Below are 18,733 nucleotides of genomic sequence, written 5' to 3'. Positions count from 1 at the left end.
ACGACCCGAAGGAACCCCATGACTTCCACGGCAACAGACCACACCACGGCCACCTCCACCGACCGTGCGCTCATCACCGCCCGGCACCTCATCAACGGCGAATGGCTCGGCGACGCGGACACCGAACGGATGAACCCTGCCCGCCCCGGCGAGCTCGCCGCCCTCTCCCCCAGCGGCACCGCCGCCGACGTCGACGCCGCCATCACCGCGGCCGCCGCCGCCCAGCCGGCCTGGGCCGCCCTGCCCGCCCCGTCCCGCGGCGCCATCCTGATGGCCGCCGGCAACCTGCTCCTGGACCGCCAGACCGCCATCGCCGAGGACCTGGTCCGCGAGGAAGGCAAGACCCTCGCGGAGGCCAAGGGCGAGGTCAAGCGCGCGTCCGACGTGTTGCGCTTCTTCGGCTCCCTCGGCTGGGCCGCCACCGGCGAAGTCCTGCCCAGCGGCCTGCCGGACACCACCATCACCACCCGCCGCGAGGCACTTGGCGTCGTCGGGCTCATCACCCCGTGGAACTTCCCCATCGCCATCCCGGCCTGGAAGTCCGCCCCCGCGCTGATCAGCGGCAACGCCGTGGTCATCAAGCCAGCCGAACTCACCCCGCTCTCCGCCACCCACCTCGCCCGCGCCCTGCAGGACGCCGGGCTGCCGGCCGGCGTGTTCAACGTGGTGCACGGCAAGGGCCGCGTGGTGGGCGACGCCCTGGCCCGCGACCCGCGCATCGCCGGGCTGTCCTTCACCGGCTCGACGGCGGTGGGCCTGGGCCTGCAGGAGATCCTGAACGCCCGCCGCGCCCGGGTGCAGCTGGAGATGGGCGGCAAGAACGGCGTGCTGGTCCTGGACGACGCCGATCCCCGCAAGGCCGCCAAGGTGGTCGCCGCCGGCGCGTTCGGACTCACCGGCCAGGCCTGCACCGCGACGTCCCGCGTCTACGTCACCCCCGGCATCCGTGCCGCGTTCCTCGAGGCCCTCACCGAGGAAGCCGCCGCCTACACCCCCGGCGACGGCATGGACGCGGCCATGGGGGCCGTGGTCAGCCCGCAGCAGTTCGAGCAGAACCAGGCCGCGGTGCGCTCCGCCGTCGACCGCGGCGCTGTCCTGCTGGCCGGTGCGCACGACGGCGACCCCGCCGGGCCGCTCCTCTTCCCGGCCGCCGTGCTCACCGACCTGCCGTTCGACGACGCCGCCGTGACCGAGGAGATCTTCGGACCAGTCGTGGCCGTGCTGGAGGTCGCCGACTACGAAGCCGGCCTGGCCGCGATCAACGATTCCCGCTACGGCCTCACCGCCGGCATCTGCACCGACTCCCTGGCGTTGTCCACGGACTTCGCGGCGCGGGCGCAGGCCGGCGTCATCAAGGTCAACCGTCCGACGGCCGGCCTGGACCTCAACGTCCCGTTCGGCGGCGTGAAGGACTCCTCCACCAACACGTTCCGGGAGCAGGGGAAGTCCGCGCTGGACTTCTTCACCTGGGGCAAGACCGTCTACACGGGTGTGTAGCGCGCCGTGACGTACGTGATCGCGCAACCCTGCGTGGATGTAAAGGACAAGGCCTGCATCGACGAATGCCCGGTGGACTGCATCTACGAGGGCGAACGCGCGCTCTACATCCACCCGTCCGAGTGTGTGGACTGCGGCGCCTGCGATCCGGTCTGCCCGGTGGAAGCGATCTACTACTCGGACGACGTGCCGGACGAGTGGGCCGATTACGTCCGGGCCAACGTGGAGTTCTTCGAGGAGCTGGGGTCGCCGCAGGGCGCCTCGGCGCTCGGGAAACTGGGCCGCGACCACGCGGTGGTGGCGGGTGAGCCGGTGCTGGCCCGCTGACTGCGCGCTGAGCCGGCCCGCTGGCTGCGCACGCTGAGAACCCGCCATTCGGCACAGACGGTCGCTAAGCCTCCTCGCTGAGCGGCCGTTTGCGTCCAGACGCCGCCCCGCACCAAACCATCCCCCACGAATGGCCGCCCAGCACCATCGCTTGGCGGCCATCCGCGTCGAAGCGCCCGCATTTCGGGCGGCTAGGGCATCGGTTAGAAGCGGACCAGGGAGTACGGCAGGCTCGGCAGGTTCCCCGCGGTCCAGGGCCGGTCGGACTTCTCCGCCGGAATGTGCCCGCGGCCGTCACGGACCACCATCACCACCGTGCCAACGATGGCGTACAGGGCAACCGCCGCCAGGATGATCAGCAGGACTACAAAGGACCCGGTCATGTCCAACACCTCTGATATCCATTTTACTGCGGTCCGCGCCTGCGAGAATGGCCGGATGACCGCCATCATCCTGGGCTGGAACCCCGACCGCTGGAACGACTGGAACTACGCCGCCGTCGTCGAGCGCGTGGCCGCGACCGGATTGCACCTTGAGCGGTGGAGCGTGGGCCGCCACCGGAACATTGCCGCGGGAACGGACGCCTGGCTGCTCCTGCAGGGAGACCGCGGCCGCGGACTCATCGGCCACGGCGTGGTGCTCTCGGAGCACGCCGAACCTGGGCCGCACTATGCAGAACCAGCGAAAACCGCGATGTACGTGCAGGTGGCTTTCGATTCCCTCCTTCCCTTGGGCGACCAGATAGCCTCCGCAGTTCTCAAGGAGACTGTGCCTGGGGTCCCCTGGGGCAGCGTGTTCGGTTCAGGGCTCGCCGTCGAACCGTCAGAGGAAGCCAATATCCGCGCGCTGTGGGGCGATTTCCGGCTCCAGCCGGCGCCAGATCCCACAGAAGCTGCGCCCGGGACCTATCCGGAAGGCGCCGTCACCAGAGTCGAGGTCAACCGCTACGAACGAAGTCCGGAGGCGCGCCGGGCCTGCATTGCCCACCACGGCACCAGCTGCGCCGCCTGCGGGTTCTCCTTCGAACAGACGTACGGCGAGATCGGCAAGGACTTCATCCACGTCCACCATGTCGTCCCGGTGTCCCAGCTCGGCAGCAGCTACCAGCTCGATCCCATCTCCGACCTCGTCCCGCTCTGCGCCAACTGCCACGCCATGGCGCACCAGGGCGTGAGCACGCCGCGGACCGTGGCCGAGCTGCGCCGCATCATCGGCGACGCCGGTTTCCTCCGCGGAACCACCGTCAGTCCCGAAGAGCTGGAAGCCCAGCGCGCCGCCCGGGAGCTTCTGGGACCGCAGTAACTGCAGCCGTTAATCGCATAGGGCCGCTTCGCGCGGTGGCATTGGGGCCATCTGTGGCGAATCGTTCCTCCACCCGGTGGACGTCGGGTCTCGGGCCCAAGTCGAGGCTGGCCGGAGTCGAGGCTCGGGCCGACGTCGAGGCTGGCCGACGTCGAGTCTCGGGCCGAAGCATGCCTGCCCCGGCAGTGCCGGTCGACCTCCGCGCCGTGACGACGTCGACCCGTCCGCGGCGCGCCCTTACGCGGACCAGACCTGCCGGAACTTGCCGCTGCGGTCGGTCCGGGGCGGTTCATCTGCATGGTCGATGGCGATCGGTCCGGTCCCCTGCGTCGCGAAGAAGCTGCCCAATCGCTGCTCGACTGCCGTCTGCACCTGTGCCCTGTCGGCGTCGGGCTCCGTCTCCAGCCGCAGGCGCAAGGTTCCCGGCCCGGTGCGGATCGCCTGGAACCGGCGTACTCCGGCAGTCTCCTCGATGACCGTGCCCAGTGCCAGCGGGAGGACGGTGACCGCGCGCCCGTCCGGCGCCTCGAAGGAGACCAGGTCCCCGGCACGGCCTTCGATTGTCACGGCAGGGAAGGGACTGCCGCAGGGGCACGGGGATGTCGCGAGCGTGACCCGGTCGCCGAGGTCATAGCGGATGATGGGCTGCACCCGGTTGGCCAGGTTGGTGACGAGCGCCGTGTAGGACCGGACGCCGGCGGGGACGGGCTGGTAGTTCTCGTCGACCGGCTCCAGGATGTACCAGTCAGCATTGACGTGGAACGCGCCGTTCCGGCACTGGCTGGTCAGGGCCGGGACCTCCGAGGAAAGATAGCGTTCAGTCACCCGGCAGCCGAGCGAGGCTTCGATGGCCGCACGTCCGGTCGCCGACAAGTTCTCGCCGGAACTGATGGCCAGGACGGGACGGATCCTGAGCCGCCCGGCCCGTTGCTCCGAGGCCAGTTGGATCATGGCGCTCGGATACCCGTAGAGCAGGGTGGGATTGAATTCATTGAGTTCAGCCACCAGCTCCGGAAGCGGCCTCAGGACGGAGAAGACCCGGACCCTCCGGGCGACGGCGGCGGCCCGACGTCGGGCGGATTCCGTCAGGACCACACCCGCGAAGTGGCCGCCTCCGGCGACAAGGGCAGCGGCCCGCGGCCCCCGCCGCAGAAGCCTTCGCACTTCCCCGGCCCTGACCAGGGTCCGTCGCTCGCGGATCCGGACCACCAGGTTCACCACCACCCACGAGATCCGGTCGTGAACCAAGACGGCCGGCTCCCCCGTTGTGCCGGACGTGGTCACCACCAGGTACTTCCCGCGGTAGGCCCTCCCAAGTTGGGAGAGGTCGGAGAGCAACTCTGTCTTCAGCCTCGCCAAAGTGATGTTCGGGTCCGTCACCCAGTCATCAAAGTTCTCCATCAGCTCCCGCTTGCCTACGTGCGGGAGCTGCCGCGCATCCGCGACGTCGTCCGGAGCGTCCCGATACAAGTGGCGGTAAAAAGGCGAAGCGGACCGGGCAAAAGCCACGAGTTCCGCGAGCCGGGCCTGCTGCCGGCGGGCGATCCCTTCCGGGCCTTCCCCCTCAGCGCGCCAGACATCCCAGGCGATCGCCGCCGTCGTTCCAAAGACACCACGCATCGCGAATCACCTTTCCGGGCTGGCCGGCGGCCCCACGCCCACCCTGCCACGCCGGCAGATGCCCTCACAGGGGCTTTCGTCCCCGCGCCATCCAATCGCTGGACTTTACGGCGGGGAGCGCATCAGACTGTCTACAACAGCCGGATTGGCGGCCCTGGACTTCCGCATTCCGGTCCGGCCGGGTTCTATCAGCGGCGCCGTTGGGGGCCGTGCCGCACCACCTTTTCCAGCATCGCGAAAGGACCTGGTTATGCCGGATTTTTCAGTATTCTTCCCGCTAATTGCCACGCTCATCACGGCGGCGGTTGTCATCGCCGTTATTTGGATGACGACAAAACTGATGTGGAAAGTGGCTGAACCCAATGAGGCCCTCATCATCTCGGGGCTGACGCGGGGAACCCTGGATACCAGGGAGGGAATGGACTTCAAGATCGTCACCGGCAAGGGCGCGCTCGTGTTTCCCGGGCTGCAGACCGTCAGGACCCTGTCCCTGACCCTCAATGAAACCGAGCTCAAAGTCTCCTGCGTGACGTCGCAGGGCATCCAGGTGATTGTCGAAGGTGTTGTCATCTACAAGATCGGGGACGCCCCGCCGTTCATCGCCAACGCCGCGCGGCGCTTCCTCGGCCAGCAGCCCAAAATGGAAAGCCAGGTCTACAACGTCTTCGAGGGGCACCTGCGCTCGATCATAGGCAGCATGACCATGGAGGAAATCATCCGCGAGCGCGACAAACTCGGGTCACAGGTCCGGAGCGCCAGCGGCGTCGAAATGGAAAAGCTCGGACTCGTGGTCGACTCGCTCCAGATCAAGGACCTGCAGGATCCCACAAGCTACATCGAGAACATCGCCAAACCTCATATCGCCCAGGTCAAGATGGAGGCGCGCATCGCCGAGGCCACCAGGAACCGTGAGGCTGCGGAAAAGGAAGCCGAAGCGGAGGCACTGATCGCGGACGCACGGAGCATCTCGGCCATCAGGCAATCCGAGGCGCAGGCCAATGCCGAACGGGCCAAAGCTCACGCCGCCCAGGCAGGGCCCCTCGCCGACGCGACAGCCCGCCAGCAGGTGGTGGTCCAGGAGACCGAGGTGGCCAAGCTCGAGGCCGACCGGGAGGAACAGAAACTGCAGACCAGCGTCCGCAAGCCCGCCGATGCCAAGGCGTATGCGAAGCGTACCGAAGCCGAGGGCCAGAAGTCCGCCGACATCAGCGCCGCCGAGGCGCTGGCCCGCCGCACGGAACTCGAAGCAGAGGTCAATGCCCGGCGCACGGAACTCCAGGCCAACGCCAATGCCACGGCTGCGGCCGCCGCGGCCGGAGCCACCCGGGTTACCGGCGAGGCGGAGGCTGCGGCCACGAAGGCCCGCGGCGATGCTGCCGCCTCGGCGATCAAGGCCAAGGCGTTGGCCGAGGCGGACGGCATCAAGGCACGCGCCGAAGCCCTGGGCACCAACCAGGACGCCGTCATTTCCCAGCAGCTGGCGGAAAACATGCCGGCCATCGTCGCGGCTGCAGCTGAGCCCTTCGCCCATGTCGGCCAGTTCACCGTCCTCAACGGCGGCGAGGGCATCAACCGCATGATCGGCGGAATCCTGTCCCAGGTGGGCGACTATCTCCCCGCGCTCAGGTCCTCGCTGAGGAACGGCCGGGAGGATGCAAAGCGGCCGCCGAAAGCCCCGGATGCCTAATGCACAGGGACGTTGACCGGAGCCTCACCGGCAAAATCGGACGGGTGACCGGACGCATCGCGCCGGGCACCATCGGCGAAGTCATGCTCCCGTTCCGTGGCGGAACCAGCGCCTTCCACGCCCACCCGTTCGACAAGACCAGTGTCTTCGGCGTGGGCGAGGAGGTCCTGGTGATCTACTACGAGCCCCCACAAACCGTCTACGTTGATGAACTGCCGGATGTCCTGAGGAAGGACTTCCCCGTGTAGAAGCGCCATCCCAGGTTCGGCACGCTCGGTACACTGCCCGCTGCGGGTGGACATGCTCATTCTTCGCGGCCTCGAGAGGGCATATAGGGATTATGTCCAAGCCTTGGCCCCGCCGGAGGGCATGCCCAGTGGTCCAGTGGCCAGGCAACAATCAGCGGAGCGCGCACCTCGGTGGACATGCTCATTCTTCGCGGCCTCGAGAGGGCATGAAGGGATTATGTCCAAGCCTTGGCCTCGCCGGAGGGCATGCCCAGTGGCCCGGTGGCCAGGCAACAATCAGCGGAGCGCGCATCGGGTGGACATGCTCATTCTTGGCTCCGCGAGAGGGCATATAGGGATTATGTCCAAGCCTTGGCCCCACCGGAGGGCATGCCCAGCGGTTCCGTATCCGCATGCCCAGCGGGCGCACGCCCGCACCTCCCGCCTCACCCCAGCACCCAGCACCCAGCACCCAGCACCCAGCGCACACCCCGTTAACCCACTCTTCGCCCGGCCGCCACCCTGCCCACCCCGCGCCGCAAGCCAGCCCCCGCAGGGTGGAGGGGTGAGGATCGCAATTGTTGCTGAGTCATTCCTGCCGCTGATGAACGGGGTAACCCACTCGATCCTGCGGGTCCTGGAGCATCTGCAGGAGCGCGGGGACGAGGTGCTCGTGATCGCGCCGTCCACGCAGGACACGGGAACTCCCACCGAGGTCTACGGGGCGCATGTCCATCGGCTGCCCTCGGTGCCGCTGGCCGGCTACGCGAACGTCCGTGTGGCGATGGGCGGTGTCAACCGGGTCAAGCGAATCCTTGCCGAGTATGCACCGGACGTGGTCCACCTGGCGTCGCCGTTCGTGCTCGGCTGGCGGGCTGCGCAGGCCGCCCAGCAGCTGGGGATCCCCGCCGTCGCCATCTACCAGACCGAGGTCCCGGGCTACGCCGGGCGGTACGGCGTCCCCTTCCTGGAGAACTGGGCCTGGAACCGGGTGGAGAACATCCACCTGCTCGCGGCCCGGACGCTGGTGCCCTCCAGCTTCGCGCTCAACCAGCTTCGCGGCCGCGGCATTCCGCGCGTCGAGATGTGGCGGCGCGGCGTGGACACGCAGCGGTTCTCCCCGGACAAGCGCGACGCCGGCTGGCGGGGCAGCGTCGCCCCGGCCGGCGAGCGCATCATCGGCTACGTGGGCCGGCTCGCGGTCGAAAAGCAGGTGCAGGACCTCGCCGTGCTGGCAGATGTCCCCGGCACCCGGCTGGTGATTGTGGGCGACGGCCCCCAGCGCCAGGCCCTCGAGGACGCCTTGCCGGACGCGGTCTTCACCGGGTTCCTCGGCGGCGAGGAGCTGGCCCGCGCGGTGGCATCCTTCGACCTCTTCGTGCACCCCGGCGAGTTCGAGACCTTCTGCCAGACCATCCAGGAGGCGATGGCGTCGGGCGTGCCGGTGGTCGCCACGGGCCGCGGCGGCCCACTGGACCTCGTCGAAAACTCCCGCACCGGCTGGCTGTACGAGCCGGGCGACCTGGCCGCGCTGCGCGCCCGCGTGGCGGACCTGATGGGCGACGACGCCAAGCGCCGCGCCTTCGCAGCGGCGGCCCACGCTTCGGTCCAGGGCCGGACATGGTCCGCCCTGGGCGCCGAGCTGGTCCAGCACTACGAGGCGGTCCTCGCCAGTGTCCCCCGTGCAAGCCGTACAACCAGCACCACCCCTCAAGGAGTCGCCCTGTGAAAATTTCCGTGATCGGCTGCGGGTACCTGGGAGCCGTGCACGCGGCCACCCTCGCGTCGATGGGCCACACCGTGGTGGGGATCGACGTCGACGCCGGCAAAGTCGGGCAGCTGGGCCGCGGCACGGCGCCGTTCTTCGAACCCGGGCTGGACGAGCTCCTGCGCGACGGCATCACCACCGGCCGGCTCAGCTTCTCCACGGACTTCGCGGACGCGGCCGGCGCCCAGCTGCATTTCCTCTGTGTGGGCACGCCGCAGTCCAAGACGTCCGACGGCGCCGACCTCAGCTACCTCGTCGCCGCCACGAATGCGCTGCTCCCCCACCTGGCCGCCGGATCCGCCGTCGTGGGCAAATCCACGGTTCCGGTCGGAACGGTGGACATGCTCCGCGGTGTGCTGTCCCCGCGGCCGGACGTGCTCCTGGGCTGGAACCCCGAATTCCTGCGCCAGGGCACCGCGGTCAAGGACTCGCTGGTCCCGGACCGCCTGGTCTACGGCGTCCCGGAGGACGGCGAGCCTCGGGACCCCGCTTCCGCCCGCCCCAACAACTCCGACGACGGCGCTACCCGCCCCGGCCTCACTCGCCCCGCCATCAACACGGGCAACACCCGCCCAGCGGACTCCGGCGCAGCACTCACCGCGGCCCTCGACGCCGTCTACGCTCCCCTGCTGGCCGCCGGGATTCCGCGGCTGGTCTGCAACTTCGCCACGGCGGAACTGATCAAGTCGGCGTCGAACGCGTACCTGGCCACGAAGCTCAGTTTCATCAACGCGATGGCCGAGCTCTGTGACGCTACGGGCGCCGACGTGAAACAGCTGGGCGCGGCCATGGGCCTCGATCCGCGCATCGGCGGCCGGTACCTCCACGCCGGGCTGGGGTTCGGCGGCGGCTGCCTGCCCAAGGACATCCGTTCGCTCCGGGTCCAGGCGGCGGGACTGGGCGTGGACTCGGTGAACCGGTGGATGGACGTGGTGGATGCCATCAACCGGGACCAGCGTTCCCGCACGGTCGCGGTGGCGCGGGAACTGTGCGGCGGCCAGCTTGGCGGCCGCCGTGTCACGGTGCTCGGCGCGGCTTTCAAACCGGACACGGACGACATCCGCGATTCCCCTGCCCTGGATGTCGCCCTGCAGCTGGCGTCGGCCGGCGCGCATGTCACCGTGACGGACCCCGCCGCGATCAACAACGCGTGGCTGCGCTTCCCGCAGTTGCGTTTCGAGCCGTCCACGGCCCAGGCGCTGGACGGCGCGGAACTGGTGCTGCTGCTGACCGAGTGGGATGAGTACACGGGGCTCTCACCGGCCGGCGCCGGGCCCTCCTGGACGCCCGCAACGTGCTGGACGCCTCCGTCTGGGAGGCGGAAGGCTGGACGGTCCGCGGCCTGGGCCGGGGGCACACCGCCGGAACCATCACCACCGGCCTGAGCGCCGCGGGGCACCGGCCGGGATAACCGGCCCCCCGCTGAACCCGCCAAACCCCGTCCCCCAAAACGCCGCGCCATCCCTTCTTGGACCCCGCCCGGCGGTGCGACCCCTATGATTTCCTGAGGGGAGGGCTTTTCAATGAAATACCGGTGGTCTCACATTCGCTCGGCGGTTGCCGCGTGACAGCTTCCCCATACCCGGCGCCCGGCATCGAGGCGGTGCTGGAATCCAGCCCGGATGCCCTCCTGGTGGTCACCGAGGACGGCACCATCCTCCGCGTCAACGCCGCCACGGAACGCATGTTCGGCTACACCCGCGACGAGCTCCTGGGCCGGGATCACCGGATGCTCCTCGCCGAAGGCTTCCGCAGCGGCCTCCAGCGCATCTTCTTCGCCCTCCGCAAGGACGCCGACGCCTCTCCCGCCGCCCCCCACACCGACACCACCCCCTCCTTCCACCCGGTCGAGGCCTACGGGCTGCGGCGCGACGGCACCGAGTTCCAGGGCGAAGTGGCCTGCTCGCTGCTGGCCCAGGATAGCGAGGACGCCCCCGTCAGCATGGCAGTCGCCGTCCGTGACACCTCCCACCGGCAGGCCGCCGACGCGGGCCTGCGCGAAGCCATGTCCCTGCTCAGCGCCACGTTGGAGTCCACGGCCGACGGCATTCTGGTGGTCGGCGGCGACGGGCGGATCGCCGGCGTGAACAACCAGTTCATCTCCATGTGGGGCATCCCGCGGGAGCTCCTGGCCACCCAGGACGACGAGGCCGTACTGGGCTTCGTCCTGGACCAGCTGGTGGATCCCGGGCAGTTCGTCGAGAAAGTCACCGCGCTCTACGCCGCCCCCTCCGCGGAGAGCCATGACGTCCTGGACTTCCGCGACGGCCGGACCTTCGAACGCTACTCCCGCCCGCAGAAGGTCGCGGACAAGGTGGTGGGCCGCGTCTGGAGCTTCCGGGACGTGACCCCGGCCCGGATCGCGCAGGACCGGATCACCCAGGCCATGGCCGACCTCGCCGAGCAGGCCGCGCAGCTCAAGGACCTCGCGTTCAAGGACCCGCTCACCGGCCTGTCCAACCGCCAGCTCTTCAACGACCACCTCGCGGCGGCATTGTGCGGGCCGTACGGCACTGCCGTCGACGTCCTGCTCCTGGACCTGGACGACTTCAAGGAAGTCAACGACATCCTGGGCCATCACGCCGGCGACCAGATGCTGATCGAGGTGGGCCGCCGGCTGCGCGAGTGTGTCCGCCCGAACGACGTTGTAGCACGCCTGGGCGGCGACGAATTCGTAGTGCTCCTGGTCGGCTCGCTGGACGCCGAGGCGGTGGCCAAGAGGATCGTCGAAGCCCTGCGGGTCCCGCTCTGGATCGACGGGACCATGCTGCGCCCCAGCCTGAGCCTGGGGCTGGCGTCCATCAACGAGGACGCCGTGGACGCCTCCGAGCTGCTGCGCCGCGCCGACGTCGCCATGTACGCCGCGAAGACTGCCGGAAAGAACCGGTACCTGCGGTTCCGGCCGGAGATGATGAAGTCACTCGTGGAGCGCACGGCGCTGGAGGCCGGGCTGCGGGTGGCCGTGGACGCCGGCCAGATCGCCGTGCACTACCAGCCGATCGTCTCGTCCCGGCTCGGCGTTGTGGTCAAGGTCGAGGCGCTGGCCCGCTGGGAGCGCGACGGCGAAACCGTCCCGCCGCAGCAGTTCATCCCGGCGGCGGAGCGCAGCGGGCTGATCGTCGAGATCGGCACCGAGGTCCTCCTGAAGGGCTGCACCGAGCTGAAGCCCTGGCTCGCGGAAGATTCTTCGCGGTCGCTCGCCGTCAACGTCTCCGGGGTCCAGCTGCAGCACGGTGACTTCGCCGAGCTGGTGCTGGCCGTCACCGAATCCTGCGGGGTGGATCCGCGGCAGCTGGTCCTGGAGGTCACCGAGAGTGTGTTCTTCGACGACGACTGCCACGTCATCCAGCAGCTCGTCGCGCTCCGCAAGGCCGGAGTGCGGGTGGCCCTGGATGACTTCGGCACCGGCTACTCCTCCCTCGGCCGGCTCCAGGACCTGCCCGTGGACACGCTCAAAATCGACCAGTCCTTCACGTCTATGATCCACACCGGCAACGAAAACCTGCCGATCCTCAGCTGCATGGTCAGCATGGCCCACGGCCTGGGCCTGACCGTCACGGCGGAGGGGGTGGAGACGGCGGCGCAGGCCGAATACCTGATGAACCTGGACTGCGATTCCCTGCAGGGGTTCCTGTTTTCCGGCCCCGAAGCCGAGCCCGCCCTGGCCGCCGCTATCGCCCGTTCCGCCGGCGCATTCGCCGCCCTCCGCGGTGACCGGGTGGCCGGACGCCGCTGACCTGCGAAAAGTCCGGCCCTGTGATGCTGGACACAGGCGCAATGGACCCTATGATGCAGGAAACACTTTGTCCGCGGCGCCGCCGTCGGACTGCTCGTCATGTCTGTCAACATCCGTCGCTTTGGGGGCCGGTAACGCCGTGGGAACTGGGATTGAAGAAAGCCTGCTCGAGCAGGGCCCCGATGCTTTCTTGCTGCTGACCGCGGACGGAACCATCGCGTTCGTGAATTCGGCGGCCGAGCGACTGTTTGGCTATCCGCGCGAACAGCTGCTCGGCGTCGGGCACAACATCCTGCTCTCCGAGGACGAGCGCGGCGGGTTCCTGCGGGTCTTTGGCCGGCTGGGGCGCGGCAGCGCGGCGGGCCGCCGGCCGTTCGCGGCGGCAGGCCGGCGTCGGGATGGCAGCGAACTGCCGCTGGAGATCACGTGCTCGCTGGTAACGGCCGACGGCGGCCCGGCCATGGCGGTGGCCGTCCGGGACGGCAGCCACCGGGAGGACACCGACTCGGGCCGGCGGCTGGCGGTTTCGCTGCTCGATGCCACGCTGGAGACCACCGCCGACGGGATTGTGGTGGTCTCCAACGACGGCCAGATCACCGGGGTCAATGACCAGTACCTCAAGATGTGGGGCATGCCGCCGGAGCTGATCGCGGCGGAGGACCCGACGGCGCTGGTCACCTTCATCTCCCGCCAGCTGGCCAATCCGGACTACTTCCTGCAGAAGGTCGCGGAGCTGCACACCGACCGGGTGAAGCAGAGCCACGACGTGCTGGAGTTCAAGGATGGCCGCAGCGTGGAGCTCTACTCCCGGCCGCAGAAGGTCGCGGACGTGATCGTGGGCCGGATCTGGAATTTCCGCGACATCACCACGCGGCAGCGCGCCCAGGACCAGGCCCGCCGCGCCATGGAGGAACTCGCCGAACAGACGGACAAACTCAAGGAGCTGGCCTTCCAGGATCCGCTGACGGGCCTGGCGAACCGGATGCTCTTCAATGACCGCGCGGCCGCCGCGCTGCTGACCCCCGGGCCGGTGCACGTGCTGCTGCTGGACCTGGACGATTTCAAGGAAGTCAACGACGTCCTGGGCCACCACGCCGGGGACCAGATGCTCGTGGAGGTCTCGCGGCGGCTGCAGAACTGCGTTGGGCCGCACGGCACCGTGGCGCGCCTCGGCGGGGACGAATTCGTCGTCCTGCTGGTGGACTGCAACGATTCCGACGCCGTCGCCCAGCGCGTGGTGGCGGCCCTGAACGCCCCGGTGTCCATCGAAGGCACCCTGATGCGGCCGGGCCTGAGCCTGGGGGTGGCCTCGCGCGGCCCCGGGACCATGACGTCCTCGGAGCTGCTGCGCCAGGCGGACCTGGCCATGTACGCGGCGAAGGAGGCCGGCAAGAACTGCTACGTGCATTTCCGGCCGGAGATGCTCGCGGCGCTGCTGGAGCGCACCCAGCTGACCGCCGGGCTGCGGCGGGCCGTGGAACTGGGGCAGATCACCGTGCACTACCAGCCGGTGGTGTCCACCGAGCAGCTGGAGGTGGTGCAGTTCGAGGCCCTGGCCCGCTGGCAGTGGGAAGGCCAGCTGATGCCGCCGGACCAGTTCATCCAGACCGCGGAGCGCAGCGGCCTGATCCGGGAGATCGGGGCGGAAGTGCTGCGGCGCAGCTGCACCGAGCTGCAGCCCTGGCTCGCCGAGGACCCGCGCCGGACCTTGGCCGTGAACGTTTCCGGTGTGCAGCTGCAGCACCCGGACTTCGCCGAACGGGTCCTGGACATCGCGGCGTGGAGCGGCGTGGACCCGCACCAGCTGGTGCTCGAAGTGACAGAGAGCGTCTTCTTCGACGCCCAGTGCCACGTCATCACCCAGCTGGTGACCCTGCGCGGGGCCGGGATCCGGGTGGCCCTGGACGACTTCGGCACCGGCTACTCCTCGCTGGGCCGGCTGCAGGAGCTCCCCGTGGACGTCGTCAAGATCGACAAGTCCTTTGTCTCCATGCTGCGCACCGGGACCGAAAAGCTGCCCATCCTGACCTCCATGATCCACATGGCCCGCAGCCTGGGCCTGAAGGTCACGGCCGAGGGCATCGAAACCCCGGAGCAGGCCCGCTACCTGATGGATCACGGCTGCGACGCCCTGCAGGGCTACCTGTTCTCCCGTCCGCAGCCCGAATCGCGCCGCGAGCTCGGCATCCGCAGCTCCCTCGCGGCCATCGCGGCGCTGGAGGGTGTTCCGCTGCCGGTGTAGCCGGCCGGTTCCGACTGGCGTTGTATCGCTGGGTGCCGTGGTCCGTTAAACCGCTTGGTTGGCCCGCGGGGGCGACACAAAGATGGCCGCTGAATGACGCGTATCACGTGCAGCGCCCGCACCACATATGATTCAGTGAGCGCAGCCGGCCTTGTTCTCCGCAAGGGGTGGCTGCCACTTCACTTTCGTCGCTTGGGGGCAGGCAAAACACATGGAATCCGGACTCGCACAACTACTGCTGGAGCACAGCCCCGACCCGCTGCTGCTGCTCGATCCGGACGGCGCCATCTCCTTCCTGAACGCCGCCGCCGAGGAGCTCTTCGGCTACTCCCGGGCCCAGCTGCTGGGCGCCGATTCGTCCCTGATCCTGGCCGAGGCCTCCCGCGAACCCTTCCATGGTGTCCTCGCCGGCCTGGTCGCCTCCGCGCCCCGTTCCCGCCAGCCTTTCGCCGGTTCCGGCCGCCGCGCCGACGGCACCGAGCTCCCGGTCGAAATCACCTGCTCACTGCTGCCGCCCGACGCCGGTGCGGGGCCGGCGGCGCGGTCCGTCGCGCTTTCGGTCCGCGGCACCGGGCACCGCCCGGTTGCGCCCTCCGGGAACGGCACGGTTTCGCCCTCCGGGCACCTCACGGCGGGGTCTGCCGGCGTCCGGGCCTCCGGCAGTGCAGTCCACAGTGCGGCCGACGCCGGGACTGCCGGCACACTTCACGGCGCCGCGGGGGCTTCCGCGGATGCCGCGGCGCACCGCCGTCGTACCCTGGCGGCCTCCGCCGCCGTACCCGCCGCGTTCGCCGGGCACGATGACCAGCTGCGGGCCGGGGTGCTGCGTGATCCGCTGACGTCGCTGCCCAACGGCACCCTGTTCAACGAGCGGCTCGCCGCGGCGCTGCGCCGGCCGGACCCGGTGGATGTGTTGCTGCTGAACCTGGATGACTTCAAGAACCTCAACGACATGCTGGGCCGTTCCTCCGCGGACGAGCTGCTGGTGGAGGTCGCCAGCCGGCTCCGCAACTGTGTGCGGCCGCACGACACTGTGGCCCGGCTCGGCGGCGACGAGTTTGTGGTGCTCCTGACCGAATGCCTCAACGCCGACGCCGTGGCCAAGCGGATCTCCGAGTCCCTGTACGAGCCGCTGCGCGTGGGCGGCTCCCTGGTCCGGCCGGGCGTCAGCATGGGCCTGGCGTCCAGGACCGCCCAGACGCTGGACGGCGCGGAACTGCTGCGGCAGGCCGACGCAGCGATGACGGCGGCGAAGACCGGGGGCAAGAACGCCTGGCTGCGGTTCCGGCCGGAGATGCTGAACACTGTGACCGCCAAGGCGGACGGTCAGGCGGGGCTCCGGCAGGCGGTGGAGCTGGGCCAGATCTCGGTCCATTACCAGCCCGTGGTGTCGCCCGGGCTCGGGGCCGTGGTGCAGTTCGAGGCGTTCGCGCGGTGGGAGCGGCACGGCCGGCTGGTTCCGCCCAACCAATTCCTGCCAGTGGCCGAGCAGAGCGGGCTGATCCGCGAGATCGGCGACGAGGTCATGCGCCGGGCCTGCGCCGAAATCCGGCCCTGGCTGGCCGGCGACGCCGCGTACAGCGTGGCGGTGAACGTCTCGGGCCTGCAGTTCCAGAACCGCGACTTCGCCACCGACGTGCTTGCGATTGTGGCGTCCACCGGCGTGGATCCGCGCCAGCTCATGCTGGAACTGACCGAAAGTGTATTTTTCGAGTCGGACTCGGACGTGCTCCGCCAGCTGCGGCAGCTGCGGGAGGCCGGCGTGCGGATCGCGATGGACGACTTCGGCACCGGCTACGCGTCCCTGGGCCGGCTCAAGGAGTTGCCGCTGGACAAGGTCAAGATCGACCGCTCCTTTGTGGCCATGATCAAGACCGGCCAGGAACAGCTCCCGTTCTTCGGAACCATGATCAACGCCGCCCATGCCCTGGGCCTGAAGGTCACGGCCGAGGGCATCGAAACGCCGGCGCAGGCCCGGTACCTCATGGAGCGCGGGTGTGACTCCCTGCAGGGCTACCTGTTCGCCAAGCCAGCCCCGGCCAGCGAGCTGGCCGGGACGATGGAGAGCGCGCTCACGGCGATCGACAAGGTCGACGCCGGGCGTTAGTTCCGGCGTCGCTCCAGCAGGTTCTGCGGGCCTGGCGGCGACGCTCCCGCAGATCCGGCGGGATTACCGCCGACGCTCCCGCAGATCCGGCGGGATTACCGCCGACGCTCCCGCAGATCCGGCGGGATTACCACCGACGCTCCCGCAGATCCGGCGGGATTACCACCGACGCTCCCACAGATCCGGCGGGATTACCACCGACGCTCCCGCAGATCCGGCGGGACGTCGTTACGCCCGGTCTGCCGCGTCATGGCACGGCTGTCCCCGTGCGCCCCCGCCAGGAACTGGGCTGGAACGGCGCCCTTGGCTGAACAGCACGGGGGCGTCTGCGGGGGCGCCGTGGCGCCGGTCTGCCAGTCACCCTCCGCGACCACCGCTGCGCGCCCGACGTTCCTGCCCACTTGTACTTCGCTGCAACCCGGTGTCAGCCCGTTGCACCGCGACCTGGCGCGGACGTCTCCGTGCGCCCTAGCCAGGAATTGGGCTGGAACATCGTCGCGGACCGATAGCGGGAACAGGCGCACCCAGGGCCTGTCCTGGCCACCCCGACGCCCGCTCAGGCCACTTTTAAGCACAAATGGCCCCGGCCAGTGGCCGGGGCCATTTGTGCGCATTCGATTCAGCGCTTTTCGCAGGCGATGCCGTCGTTGTCACGGTCGAGGTCGTACTCGCCGCGGTGCCGGACCGCGCCGCCGTCGTTGTATCCGTAGAGGGTGTTGTCCACGCGGAAGTTGGTGACCCGCTTGCCGGTGGTCTTGTCCTTGGCGCCCTTGCGGCCCACGCCGTGCGGGTAGACCTTGTTGAGCTCCGTGCAGTTCTTGTAGGACTTTGGCGCGGGTGCGGCAGATGCCGGCACGGCCGTGCCGCTCAGCACGACGGCGCTGGCCGCGAGCGAGACAATCAGCAGTTTTTTCAGGCGCACGTTCGAGAGCCCTCCCCCAATAGAAGCCCTCGGCCGCGTGTCGGCGAGGCGCAATGAAATGCTAACCCAGATTTCCGCCCATGCGGGACAAGGTCAGCCGCGCGGATCCAGCTTGTCGAGCTCCTGCGCCACCATGGCCGCGCTGCGCTCCCACAGCTCCCGTGCCAGTTCGGCATCGTAGGCCTGCTTGTTGGCTTTGGCCAGCGCGCGTTTGGCGTAGTACGCACCGGAGATCCAGTCCTGCCCGGGCGTGGCCGTGGCGAGCCACACAAGTGTGTCCGCGCCCTGTTCGGGGCTCAGCAGGAAACGGTTGAGGATCGTCTTGTAGGCGTGCCGCATCGGACTGGTGGACTCCGCCGCAAAGTTGGTGGCTACGACGCCGGGGTGGAACGACGCAGTCCTGATCCCTTCGGCGCTGAAGCGACGGTGGAGCTCACTGGTGAAAAGGATATTCGCGAGTTTCCCGGTGCCGTACGCCCGGTTGGTGGAGTAGCCTTGGGCCGAGTCGAGGTCGAACAGGTCCAGTTTGCCGAATCCGTTGGCGGCGCTGGAGGTGTTGATGACGGTGGCGTTGCTGGCGGTGAGGACGTCCATCAGCTCGGTGGTCAGCAGGAACGGGGCCAGGTGGTTGACCTGGAAGGTCTTCTCGTGGCCGTCCACGGTGAGTTCACGCTTGCCCATAATGCCGCCGGCGTTGTTCGCCAGGACGTCTATTCGCGGGTACTTTTCCTTGAGCTGCGCTGCAAGCCGGCGCACCTGGGCCAGCTCCGCGAAGTCGGCGATGAAATGGTCCGCACCGATCTCTGCCGCGATCAGTTGGGTCTTCTCCGCGGAGCGCCCGACCACCACCACCTGCTCCCCCCGTTTGCTCAGGGTGCGTGCGGCGGACGCGCCGATGCCGTCGCTGGCGCCGGTGATGACAATGGTCCGAGCGGTCATGAAGGAGTCCTTTGTGAGGAAGCGGTAACTGGCTGTCGACATCGAGCCTACCGAACCACAACGACGCCGGGCTGACCAACGTTCCCGCTGTTGATTTCGGGGTTAAATGCGGGAGGACCCCCAACGTGGTTGGGGGTCCTCGACCTTAATGATGTTCCGGCGGTGACCTACTCTCCCACACCCTCCCGGGTGCAGTACCATCGGCGCTGTGGGTCTTAGCTTCCGGGTTCGGAATGGGACCGGGCGTTTCCCCCACGCTATGACCGCCGTAACCCTTGCTCCCGTTCCGTCCACGCCCTGGGGTGTGGTGGTGGGAAATCTTGTGGTTACAACTTCCTGCACCGGTGATGCTGGTGCAG

General features: G+C 68.9%; 14 protein-coding genes and 1 rRNA gene. 10 read left to right on the top strand and 5 right to left on the bottom strand.

Annotated features, from left to right (window positions below):
- Positions 1–18: 18 nt before the first annotated feature.
- Both AC6EUH_RS06365 and fdxA read left to right on the top strand, forming a co-directional pair.
- A complete protein-coding gene (locus AC6EUH_RS06365; protein ID WP_499738125.1) occupies positions 19–1,497 on the top strand; it encodes an aldehyde dehydrogenase family protein in 1,479 nt (492 codons plus the stop codon).
- A gap of 6 nt (positions 1,498–1,503) precedes the next feature.
- On the top strand, positions 1,504–1,824 hold the full coding sequence (fdxA, locus tag AC6EUH_RS06360; protein WP_499738124.1) for a ferredoxin: 321 nt from the start codon (positions 1,504–1,506) through the stop codon (positions 1,822–1,824).
- 203 nt (positions 1,825–2,027) lie between these two features.
- Here the strand turns inward: fdxA and AC6EUH_RS06355 are convergent, their stop codons facing one another.
- Positions 2,028–2,207, bottom strand: coding sequence for a hypothetical protein (locus tag AC6EUH_RS06355; protein WP_499738123.1), 180 nt, complete (start codon positions 2,205–2,207; stop codon positions 2,028–2,030).
- A 55-nt stretch (positions 2,208–2,262) separates the two neighbouring features.
- Between AC6EUH_RS06355 and AC6EUH_RS06350 the strand changes: the two genes are divergently transcribed.
- Positions 2,263–3,126, top strand: a complete 864-nt coding sequence (locus AC6EUH_RS06350; protein ID WP_499738122.1) for an HNH endonuclease — start codon at positions 2,263–2,265, stop codon at positions 3,124–3,126.
- Between the two features lie 237 nt (positions 3,127–3,363).
- Here the strand turns inward: AC6EUH_RS06350 and AC6EUH_RS06345 are convergent, their stop codons facing one another.
- A complete protein-coding gene (locus AC6EUH_RS06345; protein ID WP_499738121.1) occupies positions 3,364–4,746 on the bottom strand; it encodes a phenylacetate--CoA ligase family protein in 1,383 nt (460 codons plus the stop codon).
- A 250-nt stretch (positions 4,747–4,996) separates the two neighbouring features.
- Between AC6EUH_RS06345 and AC6EUH_RS06340 the strand changes: the two genes are divergently transcribed.
- From AC6EUH_RS06340 to AC6EUH_RS06310, 7 genes are all read left to right on the top strand, one after another.
- Complete coding sequence (locus AC6EUH_RS06340) at positions 4,997–6,433, top strand: flotillin family protein (protein ID WP_499738120.1); 1,437 nt, start codon at positions 4,997–4,999, stop codon at positions 6,431–6,433.
- Between the two features lie 44 nt (positions 6,434–6,477).
- Complete coding sequence (locus tag AC6EUH_RS06335) at positions 6,478–6,681, top strand: NfeD C-terminal domain-containing protein (protein WP_499738119.1); 204 nt, start codon at positions 6,478–6,480, stop codon at positions 6,679–6,681.
- Positions 6,682–7,225: 544 nt separating this feature from the next.
- Positions 7,226–8,389 (top strand): glycosyltransferase family 4 protein, encoded by a 1,164-nt coding sequence (locus AC6EUH_RS06330; RefSeq protein ID WP_499738118.1) that lies wholly within the window; start codon positions 7,226–7,228, stop codon positions 8,387–8,389.
- On the top strand, positions 8,386–9,813 hold the full coding sequence (locus tag AC6EUH_RS06325; protein ID WP_499738117.1) for a UDP-glucose dehydrogenase family protein: 1,428 nt from the start codon (positions 8,386–8,388) through the stop codon (positions 9,811–9,813). The genes AC6EUH_RS06330 and AC6EUH_RS06325 overlap by 4 nt, the downstream gene beginning before the upstream one ends.
- Before the next feature lie 179 nt (positions 9,814–9,992).
- On the top strand, positions 9,993–12,164 hold the full coding sequence (locus AC6EUH_RS06320) for a putative bifunctional diguanylate cyclase/phosphodiesterase (RefSeq protein ID WP_499738116.1): 2,172 nt from the start codon (positions 9,993–9,995) through the stop codon (positions 12,162–12,164).
- A gap of 139 nt (positions 12,165–12,303) precedes the next feature.
- Positions 12,304–14,406: a putative bifunctional diguanylate cyclase/phosphodiesterase gene (locus tag AC6EUH_RS06315; protein WP_499738115.1), complete on the top strand. Its 2,103-nt coding sequence runs from the start codon at positions 12,304–12,306 to the stop codon at positions 14,404–14,406.
- Positions 14,407–14,617: 211 nt separating this feature from the next.
- Entirely contained in the window at positions 14,618–16,513 is a 1,896-nt protein-coding gene (locus AC6EUH_RS06310) for a putative bifunctional diguanylate cyclase/phosphodiesterase (protein WP_499738114.1), read from the top strand.
- A 619-nt stretch (positions 16,514–17,132) separates the two neighbouring features.
- Here AC6EUH_RS06310 and AC6EUH_RS06305 read toward each other — a convergent pair.
- The 3 genes from AC6EUH_RS06305 to rrf all read right to left on the bottom strand — a co-directional run bounded on the left by AC6EUH_RS06305 (position 17,133) and on the right by rrf (position 18,645).
- Positions 17,133–17,435 carry an excalibur calcium-binding domain-containing protein gene (locus tag AC6EUH_RS06305; protein WP_499738113.1) on the bottom strand — a complete coding sequence of 101 codons (303 nt, stop codon included), beginning with the start codon at positions 17,433–17,435 and terminating at the stop codon, positions 17,133–17,135.
- A 93-nt stretch (positions 17,436–17,528) separates the two neighbouring features.
- Positions 17,529–18,374 (bottom strand): SDR family NAD(P)-dependent oxidoreductase, encoded by an 846-nt coding sequence (locus AC6EUH_RS06300; protein ID WP_056427137.1) that lies wholly within the window; start codon positions 18,372–18,374, stop codon positions 17,529–17,531.
- 154 nt (positions 18,375–18,528) lie between these two features.
- A 5S ribosomal RNA gene (rrf, locus tag AC6EUH_RS06295) occupies positions 18,529–18,645 on the bottom strand.
- Positions 18,646–18,733 lie beyond the last annotated feature (88 nt).

The organism is Arthrobacter sp. 001422645 (assembly GCF_059816125.1).
This window is presented reverse-complemented; position numbering and strand designations above follow the sequence as displayed.

What these genes read in the sequence shown, in the direction of transcription:
- AC6EUH_RS06300 (WP_056427137.1), bottom strand. Translation starts at nt 18,374, where the DNA reads ATGACCGCTCGGACCATTGTCATCACCGGCGCCAGCGACGGCATCGGC.
- AC6EUH_RS06350 (WP_499738122.1), top strand. Translation starts at nt 2,263, where the DNA reads ATGACCGCCATCATCCTGGGCTGGAACCCCGACCGCTGGAACGACTGG.
- AC6EUH_RS06355 (WP_499738123.1), bottom strand. Translation starts at nt 2,207, where the DNA reads ATGACCGGGTCCTTTGTAGTCCTGCTGATCATCCTGGCGGCGGTTGCC.
- AC6EUH_RS06340 (WP_499738120.1), top strand. Translation starts at nt 4,997, where the DNA reads ATGCCGGATTTTTCAGTATTCTTCCCGCTAATTGCCACGCTCATCACG.
- AC6EUH_RS06310 (WP_499738114.1), top strand. Translation starts at nt 14,618, where the DNA reads ATGGAATCCGGACTCGCACAACTACTGCTGGAGCACAGCCCCGACCCG.
- AC6EUH_RS06345 (WP_499738121.1), bottom strand. Translation starts at nt 4,746, where the DNA reads ATGCGTGGTGTCTTTGGAACGACGGCGGCGATCGCCTGGGATGTCTGG.
- AC6EUH_RS06365 (WP_499738125.1), top strand. Translation starts at nt 19, where the DNA reads ATGACTTCCACGGCAACAGACCACACCACGGCCACCTCCACCGACCGT.